Source organism: Bacteroides sp. Phil13, from assembly GCF_001940965.1.
In the GTDB taxonomy this organism is placed as follows: Bacteria; Bacteroidota; Bacteroidia; order Bacteroidales; family Bacteroidaceae; genus Bacteroides; species Bacteroides intestinalis.
In genome coordinates, this window is sequence record NZ_MSHA01000042.1 from 110,751 (window position 1) to 131,153 (window position 20,403).

At 43.9% G+C, this 20,403-nt stretch carries 17 protein-coding genes and 1 other RNA gene; 5 read left to right on the top strand and 13 right to left on the bottom strand.

The features are described 5' to 3' along the window. Positions 1-7: 7 nt before the first annotated feature. Positions 8-958 (bottom strand): LytTR family DNA-binding domain-containing protein, encoded by a 951-nt coding sequence (locus BWI44_RS07665; RefSeq protein WP_195209885.1) that lies wholly within the window; start codon positions 956-958, stop codon positions 8-10. 286 nt (positions 959-1,244) lie between these two features. On the opposite strand from BWI44_RS07665, the gene BWI44_RS07670 reads away from it, so the two are divergent. Then, complete coding sequence (locus tag BWI44_RS07670) at positions 1,245-1,379, top strand: hypothetical protein (protein ID WP_007215668.1); 135 nt, start codon at positions 1,245-1,247, stop codon at positions 1,377-1,379. A gap of 65 nt (positions 1,380-1,444) precedes the next feature. Here BWI44_RS07670 and BWI44_RS07675 read toward each other — a convergent pair whose 3' ends face one another. The 4 genes from BWI44_RS07675 to BWI44_RS07690 form a co-directional block, all read right to left on the bottom strand. Next, positions 1,445-1,819, bottom strand: a complete 375-nt coding sequence (locus BWI44_RS07675; protein WP_138291985.1) for a YccF domain-containing protein — start codon at positions 1,817-1,819, stop codon at positions 1,445-1,447. 42 nt (positions 1,820-1,861) lie between these two features. Beyond that, complete coding sequence (locus BWI44_RS07680; protein ID WP_195209886.1) at positions 1,862-3,790, bottom strand: heparinase II/III family protein; 1,929 nt, start codon at positions 3,788-3,790, stop codon at positions 1,862-1,864. A 130-nt stretch (positions 3,791-3,920) separates the two neighbouring features. Continuing rightward, the gene (gene dinB / locus BWI44_RS07685) at positions 3,921-5,024 is read right to left on the bottom strand and encodes a DNA polymerase IV (protein WP_138291983.1); all 1,104 of its coding nucleotides are present in this window, start codon (positions 5,022-5,024) and stop codon (positions 3,921-3,923) included. 26 nt (positions 5,025-5,050) lie between these two features. Further along, positions 5,051-5,380 (bottom strand): PAS domain-containing protein, encoded by a 330-nt coding sequence (locus BWI44_RS07690; protein ID WP_118295163.1) that lies wholly within the window; start codon positions 5,378-5,380, stop codon positions 5,051-5,053. A gap of 347 nt (positions 5,381-5,727) precedes the next feature. On the opposite strand from BWI44_RS07690, the gene BWI44_RS07695 reads away from it, so the two are divergent. Then, entirely contained in the window at positions 5,728-6,357 is a 630-nt protein-coding gene (locus BWI44_RS07695) for an HU family DNA-binding protein (protein WP_138291982.1), read from the top strand. Positions 6,358-6,399: 42 nt separating this feature from the next. Here the strand turns inward: BWI44_RS07695 and BWI44_RS07700 are convergent, their stop codons facing one another. From BWI44_RS07700 to ssrA, 5 genes are all read right to left on the bottom strand, one after another. Further along, the gene (locus BWI44_RS07700) at positions 6,400-7,749 is read right to left on the bottom strand and encodes an MATE family efflux transporter (RefSeq protein ID WP_195209889.1); all 1,350 of its coding nucleotides are present in this window, start codon (positions 7,747-7,749) and stop codon (positions 6,400-6,402) included. A 98-nt stretch (positions 7,750-7,847) separates the two neighbouring features. Further along, positions 7,848-8,558: a murein L,D-transpeptidase catalytic domain family protein gene (locus tag BWI44_RS07705; RefSeq protein ID WP_195209890.1), complete on the bottom strand. Its 711-nt coding sequence runs from the start codon at positions 8,556-8,558 to the stop codon at positions 7,848-7,850. Positions 8,559-8,645: 87 nt separating this feature from the next. Continuing rightward, complete coding sequence (locus BWI44_RS07710; RefSeq protein ID WP_195209891.1) at positions 8,646-9,674, bottom strand: L,D-transpeptidase; 1,029 nt, start codon at positions 9,672-9,674, stop codon at positions 8,646-8,648. 392 nt (positions 9,675-10,066) lie between these two features. Further along, on the bottom strand, positions 10,067-11,728 hold the full coding sequence (locus BWI44_RS07715) for a glycoside hydrolase family protein (RefSeq protein WP_195209892.1): 1,662 nt from the start codon (positions 11,726-11,728) through the stop codon (positions 10,067-10,069). A 263-nt stretch (positions 11,729-11,991) separates the two neighbouring features. Then, positions 11,992-12,388: a transfer-messenger RNA gene (ssrA, locus tag BWI44_RS07720) on the bottom strand. A gap of 242 nt (positions 12,389-12,630) precedes the next feature. Between ssrA and BWI44_RS07725 the strand changes: the two genes are divergently transcribed. The 3 genes from BWI44_RS07725 (at position 12,631) to BWI44_RS07735 (ending at position 18,119) form a co-directional block, all read left to right on the top strand. Further along, positions 12,631-15,462 carry a beta-glucosidase gene (locus BWI44_RS07725; protein ID WP_278706497.1) on the top strand — a complete coding sequence of 944 codons (2,832 nt, stop codon included), beginning with the start codon at positions 12,631-12,633 and terminating at the stop codon, positions 15,460-15,462. 90 nt (positions 15,463-15,552) lie between these two features. Beyond that, on the top strand, positions 15,553-16,668 hold the full coding sequence (locus BWI44_RS07730) for a lactonase family protein (protein WP_118308272.1): 1,116 nt from the start codon (positions 15,553-15,555) through the stop codon (positions 16,666-16,668). 389 nt (positions 16,669-17,057) lie between these two features. Next, positions 17,058-18,119, top strand: coding sequence for a DUF4831 family protein (locus BWI44_RS07735; protein ID WP_117691608.1), 1,062 nt, complete (start codon positions 17,058-17,060; stop codon positions 18,117-18,119). On the opposite strand, the gene BWI44_RS07740 is transcribed toward BWI44_RS07735, so the two are convergent. The 3 genes from BWI44_RS07740 to secG all read right to left on the bottom strand — a co-directional run bounded on the left by BWI44_RS07740 (position 18,099) and on the right by secG (position 20,390). After that, positions 18,099-18,452 (bottom strand): PqqD family protein, encoded by a 354-nt coding sequence (locus BWI44_RS07740; protein ID WP_115502451.1) that lies wholly within the window; start codon positions 18,450-18,452, stop codon positions 18,099-18,101. The two genes, BWI44_RS07735 and BWI44_RS07740, sit on opposite strands and share 21 nt — an antisense overlap. Before the next feature lie 18 nt (positions 18,453-18,470). Next, positions 18,471-19,862, bottom strand: a complete 1,392-nt coding sequence (locus BWI44_RS07745; protein WP_007666182.1) for an MFS transporter — start codon at positions 19,860-19,862, stop codon at positions 18,471-18,473. A gap of 141 nt (positions 19,863-20,003) precedes the next feature. Further along, complete coding sequence (gene secG / locus BWI44_RS07750) at positions 20,004-20,390, bottom strand: preprotein translocase subunit SecG (RefSeq protein ID WP_007666184.1); 387 nt, start codon at positions 20,388-20,390, stop codon at positions 20,004-20,006. Between the last annotated feature and the right edge of the window lie 13 nt (positions 20,391-20,403).

A 20,403-nucleotide genomic window follows, 5' to 3' on the forward strand; every position in this document is an offset into this window, starting at 1 on the left:
CGAATGACTACCCTTCCGCACCTCCTTCTATCAGCGTTTTTATCTCTTTTGCATAGCCTCTGGAAACCGGAACTTCTTCCGTACATCCTTCCAGTCTCAAACGGTATCCTTGTGAGTTTCCATCTACTTTTACCACAGTGCGTATGTTCACCAGAAAGGCCCGGTGACAACGGACAATGAACGAACAGGCAGCAACCGCTTCTTCTGCCTGCTTCATAGTAGCCCGCACTAACTTTTGCTGCATCTTATCCGCACTACTGTAAGCTACTCTTATATAATTCCCTTCTGCTTCTACATAAAATAAGGTATGGGCATCCACTTCCAGCATTTCTTTCGTTCCGCCGGAGAAAACCAACTGCATAGGAGTTTCTTCTTCTTCTACTACTACTTCTTCTACTGCCCTACCTTCTCCTATCTGTTCCTCATTCCTTGTCCGAATCTTCTCCTTCTGGGTATTCTCTCTTTTCGCAAGAGCGTAGTTAATCTCCGTTGCCTCCTTCAGATTACGTACCAGCTGCAAATTACGATTCCACATCAAAAAGAAGACAATAGGGAAAGGAGCAAGAACCGCCACCCAAGCCAAACTTATCAGAAATCCTTTCCAGCTCAATATGAATGAACCAAATACCCAAGCCGTATAGAAACAGTTACCTATCGCAATCAGCAAACAAGCTCCTAACGTTCCTAACAATTCGCGGCCTAATGTCCAGTTCTTCTCACTATGATAACGGGGAAACAAAGCAGGAAACAAATACGTGGAGATACTCAGTACCAATGAAGAAACCACTCCATAACCTAACACTACCCAGAATTTATAGCCTCCCATCATAGAAATGCCAAAAGGCTGCAACACAAAAAGGATCAGAAACACTATAAGTGAAGGTATTATCACGCTTTTCCATCTCTTCACCAATGATGGATAAGGGCTTCGTAAAAGTGTCAACAGTTTATTTATCATTATGACTTCCTGTTTGTAAGGGTTGATTATGTGTAAGATGCTACAAAGGTATACAAATTATTAATAGATCGTACATAGGTCATTTATCCCATTTTTAGTCACACTTTTGTAATATGCATATAGCAAAACCGGGCGTTTCTAAAGAAAAACGAGGAGAAAGTGCATTATTTTATGTTTTAAAACATGTTTATCGTGAACAATTCGTATCTTTGCAGCGTTAATAAGATAAAAGAAAAGATGTAAAACCCGCTTTCCGAAACGCGGAAAGCACAAAAAGATGACAATTATGAAAAAGAATGCAAATGAAATTTTTATGTTACAGTACCGTATTAAACGCTATCAAGCAATGGGAAACGGAACTATGTGCCAGGCTTTGAATGGCAAACTTCAAAAACTGCTCGCAAAGCAGGCTACCATGTAAAATAACACCTTTAAATAAAATGAATGAGGGCGGAAAACCGAAAAGTTTTTCGCCCTCTTCTTTTATCAGTCGCTTATGATGTCTTTTCCAAAAGGCGTCAAAGCTAATCCTGCCAGTTTGAAATGCTGTAGCCCGAAGGGGATGCCAATAATGGTGATACACAGCACCACACCGAATGCCAGATGAGAAAGGCAAATCCAGATACCTCCCCAAAATATCCACAACACATTCATCAGTATATACAGGCAACCAGCCGAACGTTCACCACTCCGCACCGTTTTACCGAAAGGCCATAATGCAAGTGAAGCCATTTTCAGAGTTTGCATACCGAACGGAATACCGATAATGGTAATCATCATCAATAAACTGGCTACAAGGTATTCTATAGCGGTAAAAATACCTCCGAACACCAGCCATAATAAATTCATAAAACATCCCATAATTTTGCGTTTCTTGGATTCTAATACGCAAATATAGTTTTTTTATTTAATAACAAACTTATACTTACCCGTTAATTGCGCATCTTTATCTTTCAGGGCAATACGGTAAATCTCCGGCCCCCAAACATTGGAAAGACGTGTATCAGGCAAATTGATCGTTTCAACGGTTGCTATGAATTCACCGGGATATTCCAAAGTTACTTTCTGTCCCTGTACATCTATCGTCACCTTTCCGGGCACGGAAATATCCACCTTTCCCCAAGTGAGGAAGTTCACCTGATTAGGTTCTTTCGCTGATTTCAGGGAGAAATTATCGATAATCGTCAGTTGCTTATCGCCTAATGAATAGGCACGTGTCCAGTTATTTACCTCGGCTTCTTTCGGATAAGCAGTCGCAATGTTCGCTGAGAAGAAACGTTTCTTCGGTTGGCAGACAACATCTGTAGCCTTATAATTCTGACCGAAACTCTGGGGTACTCCGTTAATCATCGGCAAGTTATGGTAATTACTTTGCATGGTCCAGATGGTATAACGTTCACTACTGAACGTCTGACGTGTATAAGTTCCTACCCCCGCATCAATCAGCACAGGTATCGTATTGACATACAATGAAAATGTGCCTACATCATTATGATTATGACTTTCATTATTGAATCCGCCTTTCGTAGCCAGGAACCAACCGGACTTATTGGTCAGATAGCAGAATTCCGTTTCAGGATACCAGGTACAAGCAGGTATGGTATGGGCAGCAGTCGTCTTTTCCAGTTCTCCATTCCATAATATGGACTGCAAGGAGCGGAAAGTATCATTACCCAAAGGCACAGAAGGACGCTTACCATCCAACAGATAGGCAGCAAACTGCATCATTTCCTCACTGCCGACCGCACGGCCATAACGGTAAATCAACTGTGCATCGCCTCCACCCTTGGCAGAAGCATCCGCAAAGTTCACTACCCAACCGTTTCCTACATACGTACGACTGATATATTCTCCCATCCGGCGAATCATCGGTTCATTGAAAAGAGATACTTTTCCGGCTGTTCCATCCGAAAGTATCTGAAGATAGTCATACATTTTCCCGGCTGCATGTCCCCAATAAGACGGTCCTTCTTCACAAGCACCGTCAGCCTTTACAAAATTGATGAACTTGTCTACCGACTGCATGCTGCGCCAAACAGCCTTTGCCAGGCGGTCACGGTCATTCTCTAATAAAAGATAGCATTGCAATACATTGGAGTTACACCAAGGATTCCAGTTATTGATAATCATTCCCGGTTTCCATTGGAAAGCCATCCACCATTCCCGGTCATTGTTCATATAAGGATCGAGAATACGTTCCTGCAAAGTATGACGCAAGCGCTGAGAGATTACAGGATCTATTTTATCGAACGAATCATGGAAGAAGTAATATACCCACGACAACATGGAACCGAAGTTTCCCGAACCCAGATCAATCACCTGTTCGCGATAATCGGGCAAAGAGCGTTTGGTACTCTGGCGTACCAGATGGGCGGAAAGTACCCAAGAAGTCACCTCGCAACTATAAAATGCTCCATTTATCAGTTGGTCGATAAACCGTCCTTTTCCTTCGGCAAGTTCGGCAAGCATCAAAACATTGATTGCTTTCCGGTTGGCCTCATAAGGGTTCTGCATGATATTGCGTTCGCCACTGCGTTCATATTCCAGATAGTCGGTGGCGCGGATTACTTTCCATTCGTAATTCAACTGTTTTTCACCGGCGCGGATAAGCGTTTCTTTATCAGCACCCAGCAAAGCATCCCAACCGGCACGGTCGGTATAAGCAGGATAAGGTACCCATTTCTGATTCATCACCAATACCTCTTTCAGTTGTTCTTCACTACCGGCAGCTTTTTGTAAAAGATTTCGTTCAGTATAGGCATGTGCAGAAACACCTGCTACAACAAGCAGGCAAAAAGAAAGGAAAATACGGAAAAGCGTGTTCTTCTTCATGATATTTAAAAGTTAGATTATCTGTTATATGATGAGGCAAAAGTACACAAGTTCCGCCAAAACAGTGTACCTGATTATCCGTAGTTGGGTACAAAATCATCCATTTGTATATCGGTTTAATAAACCAAGTTCATTTCCAATCACTAAACTCAAAACTCAGCTGTTCCCAAACGCCCTTCTCCTCTGTCTCTTCCCGCGGATTAGAAACAGAGAGGCCTATCAGCCGGATAGGATGATGTTCATAATCCACTTCTTTCAGTAATTGTTTGGCCAAGGGAAGAATCACATCAAGAGTAATTAATTCTTTGGATTGCGTAATACTACGGGTTATCTGGTTGAAATCATGAAATTTGATTTTCAGCGTCAGTGTGTTTCCTTTAAAATCCTTATGTTCCAGACGCCCAACCAGTTCCACCGCAGTATGATATAGCTCGATGATAACTGATGAACGTTGCGAGATATCTTTCTCCAATGTATGTTCACAACCGATAGATTTACGAATACGCACCGACTCCACCGGACGAAGATCAATTCCTCTTGCACAATCATAATACGATGAACCGACTTTTCCGAACTCACGCAGTAACATGGCTTGTGAACAGGCTCGCAACTGTTCTCCATTGTGAATCCCCAATAAATGCATCTTCTTTGCCGTCACCGGGCCTACGCCCCAGAAACTCTCGATGGGAAGACGGGCTATAAAATCCAGCGCCTGGTCAGGGTGGATGGTACACAGCCCATCCGGCTTGCGATAGTCCGAAGCAATCTTTGCCAGGAACTTATTATAAGATATACCGGCGGATGCTACAAGATTAAGTTCTTTCCGTATCTTTTGTTTGATTTCCTTAGCAATATCCACCGCCAATGGAATGCCGGGTTTATTCTCCGTCACATCAAGGAAAGCCTCATCCAACGAAAGCGGCTCAATAATATCCGTATATTCATGAAAAATTTCATGTATCTGACGGGAAACATCCTTATACACCTCCATTCGTCCGGGCACAAAGATAAGTTGCGGACAAAGCCGCTTTGCTTTCGTCGACGCCATGGCCGAACGTACTCCATAGCGACGCGCCTCATAACTGGCAGCCGCCACCACTCCCCGTTCTTCCGCATACCCCACTGCAATAGGTTTTCCGCGCAACTCAGGATTGTCACGCTGCTCTACGGATGCGTAAAACGCATCCATATCTATATGTATGATTTTTCGTTCAGTGCCTTCGCAACACATCATGCATGATCACCTTTCCATTTTACTATTCATTTCCTCACATAGTGGGGCATCTCTCCAGGTATCTCCATGGAAATCTCTACCAGACCTCCCACCACACCATCTTGTTTCCATGCCGTCTGATAAATCATCTTCCTAACTCCATTCTTCTCAATGGTATAAGCATTGATACCTCCCGTTTCAAGCAGTTCGCGTATCTTGTCCTGCGATTGCGGATTATGACAATCAAATAAATTCTTGCCTATCAGACTGCCATGTTTGGCAAACGTGCGACATGCTTTCTCATTCATATAAAGGATGACTCCCTCTGTGTCACATACGGTTACGGCACAGTTCATTTCATTAGCCCATTCGTACATAGTTATTGCTTTTAAGTTACGGCTCATACCTTTTACTTTATGATCCAAAGATAACGTTTTTCCCAATGCCACTCCTACTGCCTATAACAAAATTATATATTCACGCTATTTGGTACATACGTATCTCCCATTCAAACCATTAACAAAAAACATCCAAACACTTAACAGAAAACTTTCTTATTACTTACTGAAAAAATTGTAAGTGTTAGGAATAAATTTTATCTTCGCACTTGGAACATTTGTTCCAAGCTTTGGAACTGATATCCGCAAAATAAGGACACACATCCGCAGTCTTGAAACAAACTTTGGCAAACAATATCCCAATAACTTAATTATCTTATCATTTCATGGCAGAATACAACATGCAGGAACTCAACCTGCCCAACGAAGAAGGCAAAAGAATCTTCTATCCACGCATAAAACTATACGGACAGGTGGACTTAGAAGCCATCGCCGATAAAGTGTCCTATGCCTCATCTTTCACCAAAGGCGATATCGTAGGACTGATACAAGCCATCACCGATGAAATTGCCTACCAGATGGGACAAGGTTACTCGGTAAAGATTGAAAACTTAGGCGTCTTTACCCCTGCCTTAGGACTAATGAAAGGGCGCGAACGGGAAAGTGGCGAAGAAGGTGACACCAAGCGAAATGCCGTAAGCATCTGCCTGAAAGACATCCATTTCAAAGTAGATAAAGAATTACTGCACAGAACATCCCGCCACTGTCAGCTGAAGCGCTCTTCCGAGAAGTTCCGGCAATCATCACAAATGTTCTCGCCGCAAGAACGATTGGAACGAGCTAAAGAGTATCTACGCCAGAATGCTTTCATGACACTCTCTGACTATTGCCAGCTGACCGGATTGCTGAAGACCAGTGCTTCACGCGAATTGAAAGAGTGGATTGCGCAGCCCGAAACCGGTATTGATTACAAAGGAAGAGGAACACACAAAATATACATTTTGCGAAAAACATAATGCAAATAGCACAGGCGCCGGAAGGAGCTACAGAAATTATACTCACTGTTCTCTCCTCATCCGAAGCAACCTCCGATATACAAAAATAAATGCCGGCACCAGGAACAGGACAGCCGCAATCCATGCCGTCGGATCACCGAAGCAGACCGCAAGATAGCCGAAAGCGGGCACTGCATAAAGACTTACCAGCACACGTGCTATCATTTCGGAAACTCCGGAAAGCATAGCAAGATTGGTATATCCCGCTCCCTGGATGGTATATCGCAGAATACAGAGCAATCCCAAAACCGGGAAGAAGGACACGGAAATATGCAGGAACAACTCCGTGTCCTTCAATATTTCCAGTTCAGACGCTTCCACAAAAAGCAAGGCAAACGTACGTGCCCCCAGCATCAATATGCAGAACGTAAACGCCCAGTAAATAATCATCATTAACGTACTTGCCTTTACTCCCATCCAGATACGTCCGGGCTTACCCGCACCATAATTCTGTCCGGTATAAGTAGCCATAGCAATGCCCAGACTTTCAAGCGGGCACATAAAGAACATCTTGATGCGCATGGCAGCCGTAAAAGCTGCTACACAAGCAGTTCCCAATGCATTGTTGGCGCTTTGCAACATGATGCTTCCGATAGCGGTAATCGAGAATTGTAATCCCATAGGTACGCCGATATACATCAGTGTCCGTGCCAAGGCGCCGTTGAACTTCCGTTCATCCGGTGTTCCCCGCAATATATCAAAACGGCGCATCATATATCCATAACACAACACAGCCGATACGCCTTGTGAAAAGACCGTAGCGATGGCGGCTCCCGCCACTCCCCAATCCAATACCAGGATACAGAACAAGTCGAGCAGAATATTAAGTATAGTAGAAAACAACAGAAACCAGAAAGGCGTCTTACTATCACCCAAAGCACGAATGATGCTGGACAGCAAATTATAAAAGAAGGTACAGGGAACTCCGATAAACGTTATCAATAAATAATAGTAGGCATCCTGGAATATGATATCTGGTGTACGCATCATCAGCAGAATATCCCCACACAGAATACTCGTAACTACCGCAATCACCACCGACATCACCGCTGCCAGTTGCAAACTGACCGATACATAACGACGCATCGTACTGTAATCCCGCGCTCCGAACTTCTGTGCCACAGGAATGCCGAAACCTCCACAACACCCATTGCAAAAACCAAGAATAAGGAAAACCACCGAAGTACTTGCTCCGACCGAGGCCAGTGCGTTAATACCCAAGAATTTACCCACGATTGCCGCGTCTACCAGAGAGTATGTCTGTTGTAGCAGGTTTCCCATCAACAGAGGCATAGTGAAATTGAATATCAACGGCAATGCGCGTCCTGCCGTCATTTCTCTTGATGTTGCCATAAATTAATCCTCTGAAAATTGCACGCAAAGGTAGGAAAAGATAAGATTACAGGAATTGACAAACGTCAAAAATATGCTTCGCCATGAAAAGAATTAAACTACAGTCCGTCCGCACCTCTCAAGACTGAACTGTGTGCCAGATAATCAGGAGTTTCAGCATAGATATACATCACACTTCCTCCTTTGATGGCATCAATGATAGGACGGGAAAGTTTTTGCGGAACAGCCGGACAGCCAAAGCTTCTTCCCAGACGTCCCCCTCTACTGACTACCGAAGGATCGGCATAAGCCGCCCCATGCATCACAATGGCACGCTCACGGGCCCGATCGTTGATTCCTTTTTCCAAACCATTCAAAATAAGCGAATACCCATTCTTTCCCTGATAAGTAGATTCTGTAAGATAGAACCCCAGTGAGCTTTTGTAGGAACCACATTCGTTGGAAAAGGAAGTGGCATAATTATCACCGCTATTCTTTCCGTGGGAAACAACCGATGAGAAAAGTACTTTACGTTCCCTCATGTCAAATACAAAAAGACGTTTTGCGGTAGAAGGACGGGAAAAGTCTATCAATGTCAGCACCTCCCGTTTACGATTGTCTATTTTATAATAACCTGCTACAGCCTGCCGGAAAGCTTTCCAGTTGACAACTCCTTCCAACTGCATGGAACGGTATAAGCTCGCATAAGCCTCAACATCAGATGAAGCAGCCCTTTCAGCAAAGTCAGGAGTGTTATCTGACGACTTGCCGCCCAGAAACAAGGTACAAGGAAGAAATAAGAATAAAACGGATACAATAAATCGCAACATAAAACTTTAGCCAGAGAAATAACGGCGGCTAAATTACAGTTTTTTCTCCAGACACCTATCACACAGATAGTTAAAAATGAGGATTCACTATTCAATCACCACAACCAAAGAGCGTTCGGTAGGCGCCCAATCGAAAACGAACTTGGAATGTGAAGTGGCATTGCGCACACACATATGCGAACGTGGAGTGGTTCCCAACGACCAGCTATACTCAATCATACTTGTACGCGGCGCATTCACCGGCACTCCGTGAATATAAGCTCCGTTCGTAAAACGACTGGCATAGGGGGCATAGCCTCCTGTCTCCGCCGAACCATCTTTCAGGAACACCATACGCGTTTTCTTCTGTTGAAGCAGATACATCCCCAGTGGGGTTTCCTGAGCATAGGGTGGAGCATGCATTCCGGTAGTGGCGGGATTCATGCTGCGTATCTTCCACTCACCTTCCGAGACATGTTCCAAGGTAGTAATATTCTGATCCAGGCGGTCGACAAAAATCACATGATTAAAGACGGTGCTATCCGGCAATTGTTTCAGGTATCTGCGTGGTGCCAGCCATTCTTCTTCAAAAGTGGCGGGTAATATCCGGTAAAAACTTCCCTCCTCGCCTTTCAGATAAGCGATAGTACCGTCTCTACCATAACGTTCGGGCACCAAAGTATCAGCGGGCAGATACAGCGGCACCGATTGATAGCGCTCCACGCCCAATGTATCAGATACACGGCGATACACATTCCGCACGAACTTACGTACCAGGGGAGCTTCTTTATTCAGATTCTTATAATTCTGCAACACCACCCACCTTGCAGTAGTATCGCGCTGCATATTCTCGATATAAGCCAGACAGTTCCGGATGACATCCCATTTGAAAGAGCGTACCGTATCCTTATATGGATAGGTATCTTCCAGGGTATGCTGGTCATAAAGCAATTCTTTGGTAAGGGAAATATCGGCAGCGATCAACTGTTTCTCCTTAGGATGAGGAAATTCCAGCACAGCCGTATCTTTAGGTTCAGCCTCCTGCACAACTACCGGCACAGGTGGTTCCTGCCGGTTACGACATCCGGCAAGAATCAAACCAACAACCACGCAGGCAAAAAGAACGGAATGTTTCATAAAATGAAATTTAACTATAACCTAATAACGACTATCCGCCTGTTATTGTTGACTCTTCATAGAAATCAATTATATAAGAAGTAACAGCAGGTATCGTTTCATCTTATTCAGGTAATACGGATTTCCGCAAAGATAGGAATTTAATGAAAGTTTCCGAAAGATATTGACGGTATAATATTAACCATTCGTTTATGAACAGAACCTTTTATATTAAAATTAGACAAGTTAGAAAGGCTTTATTTATCAATACATTACAAGGTCTAAACTCTTTGCATACAAAAAGTTAACTTCCTGTTGACAAGAAGTTGAGACCTTGTCGACAGGAAGTTAATACCTTGTAAGCGGAATATTTATCCCCTTATCAAAGCATCGAAACCGATAGCTTTCTCAGATTACTCCAACACTTTCTTTTTCAGATTAAATGTTGACAATACTTTTTTGCCGGAATAGAGTGTCACTATCAAATCATATTCCTTTCCTTCCTCAAACACATCTTTAGCAGAAAGCAATATATCTGTTTTTTCATAAGGCTTCAATGCCGGAACCATACCGGAAGCTACCTTTATTGTTTTTCCTTCCTTTTTATACGCTACTTCCACCAATGCTTTCTTTGAGCCGACCTGACCGAAATTCTGTATTTCCACTGTACATTCCAGTCCCTTCCCGGATTTGGTAATGACTGGGGCACGAGCTGAAAGGATCGGTTCTATATAATCAATGTATGGCAAACGTGCATACCCGTAAAGCATTCTTCCATCTTTGTATTTTCCAATCAACTTCGGGGCAAACTCATCTTTAGTGATGCCATTTCCTTTGCCATTGAAAGTTACAATCAAATCCTTGCCCTCATTTTCTGTGGTCAAAACCTGGCAACCTCTGCCATAATTTACTTCTTCAGAAGCACCGAAACGCAAGGAATTCACATCTATATCCGTCTGGGGATTGAAGCCTTCTTCCGCCTGTATCTTCACACGAATTGTTTTTGTACCCGAGGTGATAGGTTTCTCGTCCAGCATGGTAAGCAACAATCCCGGATTCAAGGGAATACTGATATTCTTTGAACTATGGTGATCAAAAGGTTTATCCTCATTTTTAAGCGTATCAATTACCGCGAAATTAGCCTGAATGGCACGTCCGTATTTATCCTGATACACTTTAAGGCGTTCATATTTGAACCAGTCTTCCACCTGCCCGTCTGCATGTACAGCAACTCCCGGCATATAAGCTTCACCCGGATCGACCACCCAGTTCACTCCATCCTTTGAACGAAGATAGAAAGCAATACGTCCCAGCCAATCATTAACAATCAGGTGATACTGAATATGATCGCGCCAGATTACGGGATCTTCAAACCGACCGTCTACATCCGGATAAACCCGTTTGTCGGTCAGTTGATTGTATTCCGATAGTCCATCTCTGCTGACCCAGATACCACCACCACGACAAACCATCACATAAGAGCTGTCTTCACGCTGGGCAAATGAAAGATTAGACAGACCTTCGATAATACGGCGGTCGCGTGCATTGAAATCAAACTTTCCATATTCCCATTTTCCATTCAGATCATCGGATACATAACGTCCATCAATCACATAAACAACATACCGGCCATCTTTAGCACGGAATATTTCAGGATTATGCCCTTTACCTATGATACGAACAGGCTTGAAAGGCCCTGTCAGATTATCGCTTACGGTATGAAATACGTATGAGTTAGGCCATTCCATGTGTCCTTTAGGTGAACATTCCAGCCAGCCGCAGGCAAATAGATGATATTTACCGTCTTCGCCTTTTCGGATATTTCCACCCCAATAAGACCAGATACCGTCTTCAATGCCATTATCGACATAACGCGGAAGCACACAGTCAGCGCCCCATGTATCGGATGAAAGTACATTTCCCTTCATCGGCAGGAAGCGATCCATAAAGCGGGCACCTTTCACTAATTGTTTCCATTCCGCAGGACGTTCCCGTTCCGTTATTTGTGAAAAAGAGGAATGACTGATCAGGAGCATGACTCCCAGTAGAGCAAATTTAAAGAGACTTCTTTCCATAAATATAATATTAAAATTGGTTTTAAATAGATTTACATGGCCAAAAGTAGAAGAATTGCATGTAAAAGGAAAAGGAAAGAAAGTAAAAAGGTACGTAAACCTTTACGTAAACAGAGATTACAGCTTTACAGATGCTTTTCATTTTCATCACGTTATTGTATACGATTCGGTGACAACTACCTAAGTAGTTGGAAATTAAGAGAGAATATCTGGTAAAACAAAAGTCCTTGAACTTTAGCAGTTCAAGGACTTACCATTTTTATTTGTGGAGCTGGAGGGAATCGAACCCTCGTCCAAACGAGGAAATCATAAGCTTTCTACATGCTTATCTTTGCCTAAATTTTCGAGCAATGGCAGAACCAAAGCCATCAACCATTGCCTTATCCTTTAAAGTTTCATTCTCGCCTCAAGGCCGACAAGAACTATCCCCGATGTAACTGCACCACTGGATCGGAATGCTTCGGAGCAACAGCTTCCGAGTGATGTCTCGTCCCAGCACCTGGTGCCGGGATTAAGCTAATCTACTATGATTCGATTAAGCAGCAAGAGCGTATTGTCTTTCGCCAGATAAAATTTTGAGGACTGAGATTAAAGTGCAAATCAACGACGCACTGCATGCTTACTTACTATTTCTACCCGCTGTCAAATCCAGTCAACCCCAGAATACATACGGTTTTTAGAAATCGTGGGGCAAAGATAAGAATTCTTTTGTTACTGTACAAAAGAATAGTGTGATTGCTTACTCCGGATTAATAAACCTTATCTTTTTATAAGACCCAAAGCAGTCTTGCATTACCATACGTACAATAAAAGCCAGTACTCCGGACGATTTTACCTTTCTTTCTCCCACATAACCCGTACCTTTGGCAACAGAAGATTATATACACAAAAATATAAATATCATGAAGAAACTAACTGCAATGACACTACTGCTCGGAGGCAGTACTCTGCTCTGCGCACAAAAGACCGTGAAGATACCCGCTGTGTACAAACCCGTCAAAAGCGAGATGTACAAGAAAGGCTGGATTGATTTCAACAAAAACGGAGTGAAGGATGTATACGAAGATCCGAATGCCTCGCTGGATGCACGTATCGAAGATCTGCTCAGCCAGATGACACTGGAAGAAAAGACATGTCAAATGGTAACCCTCTACGGTTACAAACGTGTACTAAAGGACGACCTCCCCACCCCCGAATGGAAACAAATGCTTTGGAAAGACGGCATCGGTGCCATCGACGAACACCTGAACGGTTTCCAACAATGGGGACTTCCCCCATCGGATAATCCCTATGTATGGCCGGCATCCCGCCATGCCTGGGCACTGAATGAAGTACAACGCTTCTTCATAGAAGAAACGCGCCTCGGCATCCCCGTAGATTTTACGAACGAAGGTATCCGAGGAGTAGAAAGTTACCGTGCCACCAATTTCCCCACACAACTGGGATTAGGACATACCTGGAACCGCGAACTGATACGCCAGATAGGATTAATCACCGGACGGGAAGCCCGTATGTTGGGATATACCAATGTCTACGCTCCCATCCTCGATGTCGGCCGTGACCAGCGTTGGGGACGCTATGAGGAAGTATATGGTGAATCTCCTTACCTCATTGCCGAACTGGGTATTGAAATGGTACGCGGCATGCAACATAACCATCAGGTAGCAGCAACCGGAAAACATTTCATTGCTTACAGTAACAACAAGGGTGCCCGCGAAGGTATGGCACGTGTAGACCCGCAAATGTCACCACGCGAAGTGGAAATGATACATGTCTACCCCTTCAAACGAGTGATAAAGGAAGCGGGACTATTGGGAGTGATGAGTTCGTACAATGATTACGACGGTGTCCCCATACAAGGCAGTTATTATTGGCTGACTACACGCCTGCGTGGCGAGATGGGTTTCCGGGGATATGTGGTTTCGGATAGTGATGCCGTTGAATATCTTTATACCAAACACAGCACCGCCAAAGATATGAAAGAAGCCGTGCGTCAAAGTGTAGAAGCTGGTCTGAATGTACGTTGCACTTTCCGGTCACCGGATTCATATGTATTGCCTTTGCGCGAATTGGTAAAGGAGGGCGGACTAAGCGAAGAAGTAATTAACGACCGTGTACGTGACATTCTGCGTGTAAAATTCCTTGTAGGACTGTTCGACGCTCCCTATCAGACTGACCTTGCAGGAGCTGATAAAGAAGTAGAGAAAGCTGAGAATGAAGCTATTGCACTACAAGCCTCTCGCGAAAGCCTCGTCTTATTGAAGAATGAAAACAACGTGTTGCCATTGAATATCAACAACGTGAAGAAAATAGCAGTTTGCGGCCCAAATGCAGACGAAGAGGGATATGCACTGACACACTACGGTCCTTTGGCAGTAGAAGTAACCACAGTGCTGGAAGGCATTCGTCAAAAATCCGAAGGCAAAGCAGAAGTACTCTACACCAAAGGCTGTGATCTTGTAGATGCCAATTGGCCGGAAAGCGAACTTATCGACTATCCGATGACAGATAGCGAACAAGCTGAAATTGATAAAGCAGTAGAAAATGCACGTCAGGCAGATGTAGCCTTAGTCGTATTGGGAGGCGGACAGCGTACCTGTGGTGAAAACAAATCGCGCAGCAGTCTCGAACTCCCAGGACGACAACTGAAACTGCTTCAAGCTGTACAAGCAACCGGAAAGCCCGTCGTACTGGTGCTGATTAACGGTCGCCCGCTATCCATCAATTGGGCAGACAAGTTCGTTCCCGCTATTTTAGAAGCATGGTATCCGGGGTCCAAAGGTGGAACAGCAGTAGCCGATGTACTCTTCGGAGATTATAATCCGGGTGGAAAACTGACAGTCACTTTCCCGAAAAGTGTCGGACAAATTCCTTTCAATTTCCCCTGCAAACCTTCTTCACAGATTGACGGTGGAAAGAATCCGGGACTGGATGGAAACATGTCGCGTGTCAACGGTGCACTCTATTCATTCGGATACGGTCTGAGTTACACCACTTTTGAGTATTCCGGCATCGAAATCAGTCCGAAAGTGATTACACCGAACCAAAAGGCAACTGTGCGCTGCAAAGTAACAAATACCGGAAAACGTGCAGGCGATGAAGTGGTTCAGCTGTATGTTCGCGACATCCTGAGCAGCGTTACCACTTACGAAAAGAATCTGGCAGGCTTTGAGCGTATCCACCTGCAACCGGGAGAAACGAAAGAGGTAGTTTTCACCCTCGACCGCAAACAGCTGGAATTACTGGATAAGCACATGGAATGGGTGGTGGAACCGGGAGACTTCAGCATTATGGTAGGTGCTTCTTCCGAAGACATCCGCCTGAGTGGAAAATTGACAGTAGAAGATCCAAACGCCCCCATGCAAGCACAGGCAAAACCGGATGTTCCCGTAACTGCCAGCACCAATCCGGAAAGTGTAATGAACGTGCTCGATAAAAAAATGAATACTGTTTGGGAAGGAAATAAAGGAGATTATATTACCTTTGCCTTGGAGAACGGCTCCAAGGTAGATGGCGTTTCCATTGCATTCAGCAGAGGCAACGGTCTGCCGGCGGAGTTTGAAATCCAGCTTTCAAGTGGCGGCGGACAATTCCTGACAGTTTATTCGGGTACAGTCAGCGAATACGGAAAGTTGATTTCATATACGTTCAAAGGAACTACTGCCAGCGATTTGCGCATTGTGCTGAATGATGACCGTGTAGGAGTGGCAGAAATAGTGTACGAAGTACGCTAAAGAGTGATAAGGTGATAAAGTTATAGCGTGATATTTTACCACATTATCACCTTATCACTCTATAACATTATCACTTTATAACATAATATCATGAGAAAACTTCTTTTTTGTATGCTTGGATTAGCAATGACAGCCTGCGCACCCCGCAAAGCGGAAAACGTAAACAACGGAAGTGACGAACTTGCTATGCTGGTAGGTACGTACACCGATGGAAACAGCAAAGGTATTTACACCTTCCGCTTCAACCAAGAAACGGGAGTTGCCACCTCGCTCAGCTCTATCGAAGTGCTCAACCCGTCTTATCTCATCCCTTCGGAAGATGGAAAGTTTGTCTATGCCGTCAGCGAAATGAACGACACAACAGCTGCTCTCAATGCTTTCTCCTTCGATAAGGAAACAGGAAAACTCAGTTTGTTGAACCGGCAGCCCACTATGGGAGCCGATCCCTGCTACGTTGCCACCAATGGAAAAGAAGTACTCACAGCCAACTATAGCGGAGGTAGCATGTCTATCTTCCCGTTGAAAAAGAATGGTTCATTAGAGCCTGTCGATACGCTCTTTGAAGGCAGTACCGGCGGACCGGACGCTGAAAGACAGGCAACACCCCACGTGCATTGCACTGTCTTCTCTCCGGATGGAAAATATATCTTTGCCACTGACTTCAGTGCCGACCGCATCCTGCGCTTTGTCATACATCCGAAAAGCATTATCCCCCACCCTTCTGCCGAAGCCATTGACGTAGATCCTAATTCCGGTCCACGTCATCTCACTTTCAGCCCTAACGGCAAGTACGCGTATCTTATCAGCGAATTATCTGGTAATATCACCGCTTTCAGTTACTTGGATGGTAAACTGGAAAAGATACAGACCATTGCAGCCGACACACTCCGTGCACGTGGCAGTGCCGATATACATCTCAGTCCCGACGGGAAATACTTGTATGCCAGCAATCGCCTGAAAGGTGACGGTCTTGCCATCTTCGAAGTAAATCCGGGAACCGGCATGTTAGCAAAAGTAGGCTACCAGTTGACGGGGATTCATCCGCGTAACTTTATTATCACCCCGAACGGGAAATATCTGTTAGCCGCCTGTCGCGATAGTCATGTCATTCAGGTATTCCAACGAGATTCCGTAACAGGTCTGTTATCAGATACCCATCAAGACATCAGTATTGACAAACCCGTTTGCATCCAATTCGTAAAATAACCGGGTAAAAGCTTGACTTCCGGTTTTTAATGTCGTATATTTGTCATCGTAATCCTGATTTAGATTCGGATTCACAGATAGTAACAGGGAAAAGCATTTGCTTCTCCCTGTTTTTTATATCCGATACCTTTTCAGGCGAAAAATAAGATACTTTGAGGCCAAATACATCATCTATTGAGGTAAAACAAACCATCTATCGAGATGAAACATACCACCTAATGATACAAAAGAAATGATCTATTGGGACAAAACATACCATCTCATGGAGCGAAAAGAGCCGTTAACTCACCCAGACAGCCTATTCTGTTAATATTCTATAATCTTACTCTTGACAAAAATAACTTCATTAACTTTGTCCCTTAACCGAAATTGTTTAAATAACGCGACTTATGAAGAAAAAAAATATAGTATTACTCTCAGCACTGTTGTTCTCCGTTTCTGCCATAGCGCAAACAGAAGTGACAACAGGTATCATGCGTGGCAAAGACTACGGCGTTACTTACGTACTTCCGAAAACAGAAATCGAACTTACCGTGCAAGCCACTAAACATATCTATACCCCCGGAGAATTTTCCAAGTATGCTGACCGCTATCTGCGATTAACCAATGTCTCTTCTGAACCGGAAACTTACTGGACATTGGACAAGATACAAACAGCAGTAGTTGGTATACCTGATAAAGAGAATGTATATTTCGTGAAGATGAAAGACAAAACCGTGGCTCCTCTTATTGAATTGAGTAAAGACGGCATCGTCTACTCCATCAACATGCCGTTGGGCAGCGGACAAAAGAAAGCAGCTCCTGCCACTCCCAAGGCAGCAGATAATGCTCCTAACGTCAATCCCCGTAGCTTCCTGACAGAAGAAATCCTGATGGCAAATTCAACGGCAAAGATGGCGGAACTGGTTGCAAAAGAAATCTATAACATCCGTGAAAGCAAAAATGCCCTGTTGCGCGGTGAATCGGACAACATGCCCAAAGACGGTGCACAACTAAAGCTTATGCTGGATAACCTGACCTTGCAGGAACGTGCAATGACCGAAATGTTTGCAGGTAAAGTGACAGACGAAGAGAAAATATATACCATCCGCATCGTCCCCAAAGAGATGAAGAATGAAGTCGCTTTCCGTTTCTCCAAGAAGTTGGGTATTGTAGCTAACAATGACCTGGCAGGCGAACCTATTTATATCACGGTAACTGACCTTAAAAGCATAAAAATCCCTGAAGTCGATCCAAAGAAGAAGGTGGATGAAGGTGTTGCCTACAATGTACCGGGTAGAGCTCACGTTACATTAAGCTATAACAATAAAGAATTGTATAATTCAGAAATCCCTGTCACACAATTTGGCGTAGTCGAATATCTCGCTCCTGTACTGTTCAATAAGAATTCCACAATAAAGGTATTATTCGATCCTGAAACAGGGGCTTTATTAAAAGTTGACAGAGAGTAATTTTATAAATCCATCCTTTCGTAATTGCATCACATAAGTTGTGACTCGTGAAGCATAATTCTCATCAGGATGGAAATGATCGGCAAGCTGGAAAACAATCTCCCGTACCGTACGCCGCCCGTCTATCAGACGCCACACTGCACTGCCGTGTTCTTCAAGGCGGACATGAATATCAGGAGACATGCTTTGCGGTAACAAAAGCCGGCGCATCCACTCATACTTGAAGCGGGGATAGGAGATTACAGCGTAATCTCCCTCCCATTCGGTCAAGATGTGGTCACAACGAACCGGAACAGCATCCAACAGACTGACTTTTCCTTCTGGTGTTTCCATACTCGTATCTGTTTACACTTATTTCTGAATATTGGGTTCTTCCAATTGATAACCAAACTTTTTATCGGCTCTCTTCAGCATAAAGGCTACCACAAGAGACAAACAAGCAATACCTGTAAATATACACATAGGTATCGTATAGTCGTACAGATTCGTTCCATCCGCCTTCTTGCCCACGATACAATAAAGATCAAGTACCTTACCAATCAGCGTAGGAATACCCCACAAACCAATATTCTGAATAAAGAAAATCAATGCATAAGCTGTACCCAACTGGCTTACAGGGAATATCTTAGCCACCGCAGGCCACATAGCAGAAGGCACCAACGAGAAAGCAATACCCAGAATAATCATCAAACCAATAGCCACTAACCAGTAATTAATGGCAGGAATGGCATAAATAAAGTGCACACCTATCAGCATTGCAGCACCCAGTATCATAATAGAAGCTGACTTACCGCGTTTATCTATAAATCCACCGAATATTGGAGTAAGAATCAAAGCACCCAAAGCCGGCAATCCGGCAAAAGTACCCGCTACATTCTCATTAATACCATATTTGATAATCATCAACTCGGAAGCAAACTTCTGGAAAGGGAATACACAGGAATAGAATAATACGCACAGCAAAGCTATCAACCAGAAGCCCGGGTTAACGAGGATATTCTTCACATCTTTGAAAGAGAATTTCTCTTCCTCCCCTTCTGTACCTGCTGCTATAGCTTCTGCTTCCATCTGCCTGTCAAGCTTCTTATCCATTACTGAAAAAATAAAGAAAGCAACCAGACCACCTAAGAGAAGAATCAATCCTACCAATACCGGAGTAGTGATACCGAAAGCACGTGCCAAAGGAATAGCCACTGCATAACCGGCTTGCGAACCGATACGTGCCAGTGCTACCTGTACACCCATAGCCGTAGCCAGTTCTTTACCCCTGAACCACTTGGCTATAATTTTAGAAACAGTGATACCGGCAACTTCCGCACCTACACCAAAAATGGAATAGCCGGCAAATGCAACGAATACGCCTGCTTTATAACCGAAAATCTCGTTAAGACCGAAAATCTGTGCATCCGGACCGGCAAGCCCTGTCATGGCATAATATTCAAGTGCCGTACCTCCCACCATCAAGATAGTTGATAATTTACCAGTGAAACGGATACCAAAACGGTCAAGGATTAATCCACCCCAAATCAGCATCAGGAAGAATACATTCAGGAAACTATATCCACCTGTGAAGAATCCAAAATCACTACTTGTCCAGGCAAGATCCGACTCCAACATTGTTTTCAGTGGCGCTACCACATCGTTTACATAGTAAGCTGCCATCATTGTGAAAGCAACAATTACCAATGCTCCCCACCGGGTAGCTTTGGAGTCATTCAATTTAAGTTTTAATTGTTCTGTCATTGTACTATTTAGATTAATTATTAGTCAGATTGCATAATCCCGACAAAGGTAGTTAAATCCGTCATAAAAAGAAAAAAGGCTGACACCTTTTCGGCATCAACCTCTTTCTTATTTCTTTTGCGGGATCATCCGCGCTTAGCTTTAGTTAGCTGAATCTTCAGCAGCCGGAGCAGTTGTTGCAGGAGTTTCTGTTGTAGCAGGAGCTTCTGTCTGCGGAGCAGCTGTACCAGTAGGCATGTTATACGGATTGGTCTTTTCTTCTTTTTGAGCTTGCTCCAGAATCACATCGCCTCCCTTACCGGAAGAAGTAGGAACCACATAAGCAGTAGCAATACTCATTACGACCATGAATCCTGCCAAGAACCATGTTCCTTTTTCCAGAAAGTCAGTAGTCTTGCGCACACCCATAATCTGATTGGAAGAAGAAAAGCCGGATGCTAAACCGCCTCCTTTGGAATTTTGAATCAATACAATGAAGCACATCAGCAAAGATGCAACCACCATTAAGATAACTAAGAATAAATACATTTTGTTATTTTGA

Coding starts and splice junctions, on each gene's coding strand:
- BWI44_RS07665 (WP_195209885.1), bottom strand. CDS start 958: ATGATAAATAAACTGTTGACACTTTTACGAAGCCCTTATCCATCATTG.
- BWI44_RS07670 (WP_007215668.1), top strand. CDS start 1,245: ATGAAAAAGAATGCAAATGAAATTTTTATGTTACAGTACCGTATTAAA.
- BWI44_RS07675 (WP_138291985.1), bottom strand. CDS start 1,819: ATGGGATGTTTTATGAATTTATTATGGCTGGTGTTCGGAGGTATTTTT.
- BWI44_RS07680 (WP_195209886.1), bottom strand. CDS start 3,790: ATGAAGAAGAACACGCTTTTCCGTATTTTCCTTTCTTTTTGCCTGCTT.
- dinB (WP_138291983.1), bottom strand. CDS start 5,024: ATGATGTGTTGCGAAGGCACTGAACGAAAAATCATACATATAGATATG.
- BWI44_RS07690 (WP_118295163.1), bottom strand. CDS start 5,380: ATGTACGAATGGGCTAATGAAATGAACTGTGCCGTAACCGTATGTGAC.
- BWI44_RS07695 (WP_138291982.1), top strand. CDS start 5,728: ATGGCAGAATACAACATGCAGGAACTCAACCTGCCCAACGAAGAAGGC.
- BWI44_RS07700 (WP_195209889.1), bottom strand. CDS start 7,749: ATGGCAACATCAAGAGAAATGACGGCAGGACGCGCATTGCCGTTGATA.
- BWI44_RS07705 (WP_195209890.1), bottom strand. CDS start 8,558: ATGTTGCGATTTATTGTATCCGTTTTATTCTTATTTCTTCCTTGTACC.
- BWI44_RS07710 (WP_195209891.1), bottom strand. CDS start 9,674: ATGAAACATTCCGTTCTTTTTGCCTGCGTGGTTGTTGGTTTGATTCTT.
- BWI44_RS07715 (WP_195209892.1), bottom strand. CDS start 11,728: ATGGAAAGAAGTCTCTTTAAATTTGCTCTACTGGGAGTCATGCTCCTG.
- BWI44_RS07725 (WP_278706497.1), top strand. CDS start 12,631: ATGAAGAAACTAACTGCAATGACACTACTGCTCGGAGGCAGTACTCTG.
- BWI44_RS07730 (WP_118308272.1), top strand. CDS start 15,553: ATGAGAAAACTTCTTTTTTGTATGCTTGGATTAGCAATGACAGCCTGC.
- BWI44_RS07735 (WP_117691608.1), top strand. CDS start 17,058: ATGAAGAAAAAAAATATAGTATTACTCTCAGCACTGTTGTTCTCCGTT.
- BWI44_RS07740 (WP_115502451.1), bottom strand. CDS start 18,452: ATGGAAACACCAGAAGGAAAAGTCAGTCTGTTGGATGCTGTTCCGGTT.
- BWI44_RS07745 (WP_007666182.1), bottom strand. CDS start 19,862: ATGACAGAACAATTAAAACTTAAATTGAATGACTCCAAAGCTACCCGG.
- secG (WP_007666184.1), bottom strand. CDS start 20,390: ATGTATTTATTCTTAGTTATCTTAATGGTGGTTGCATCTTTGCTGATG.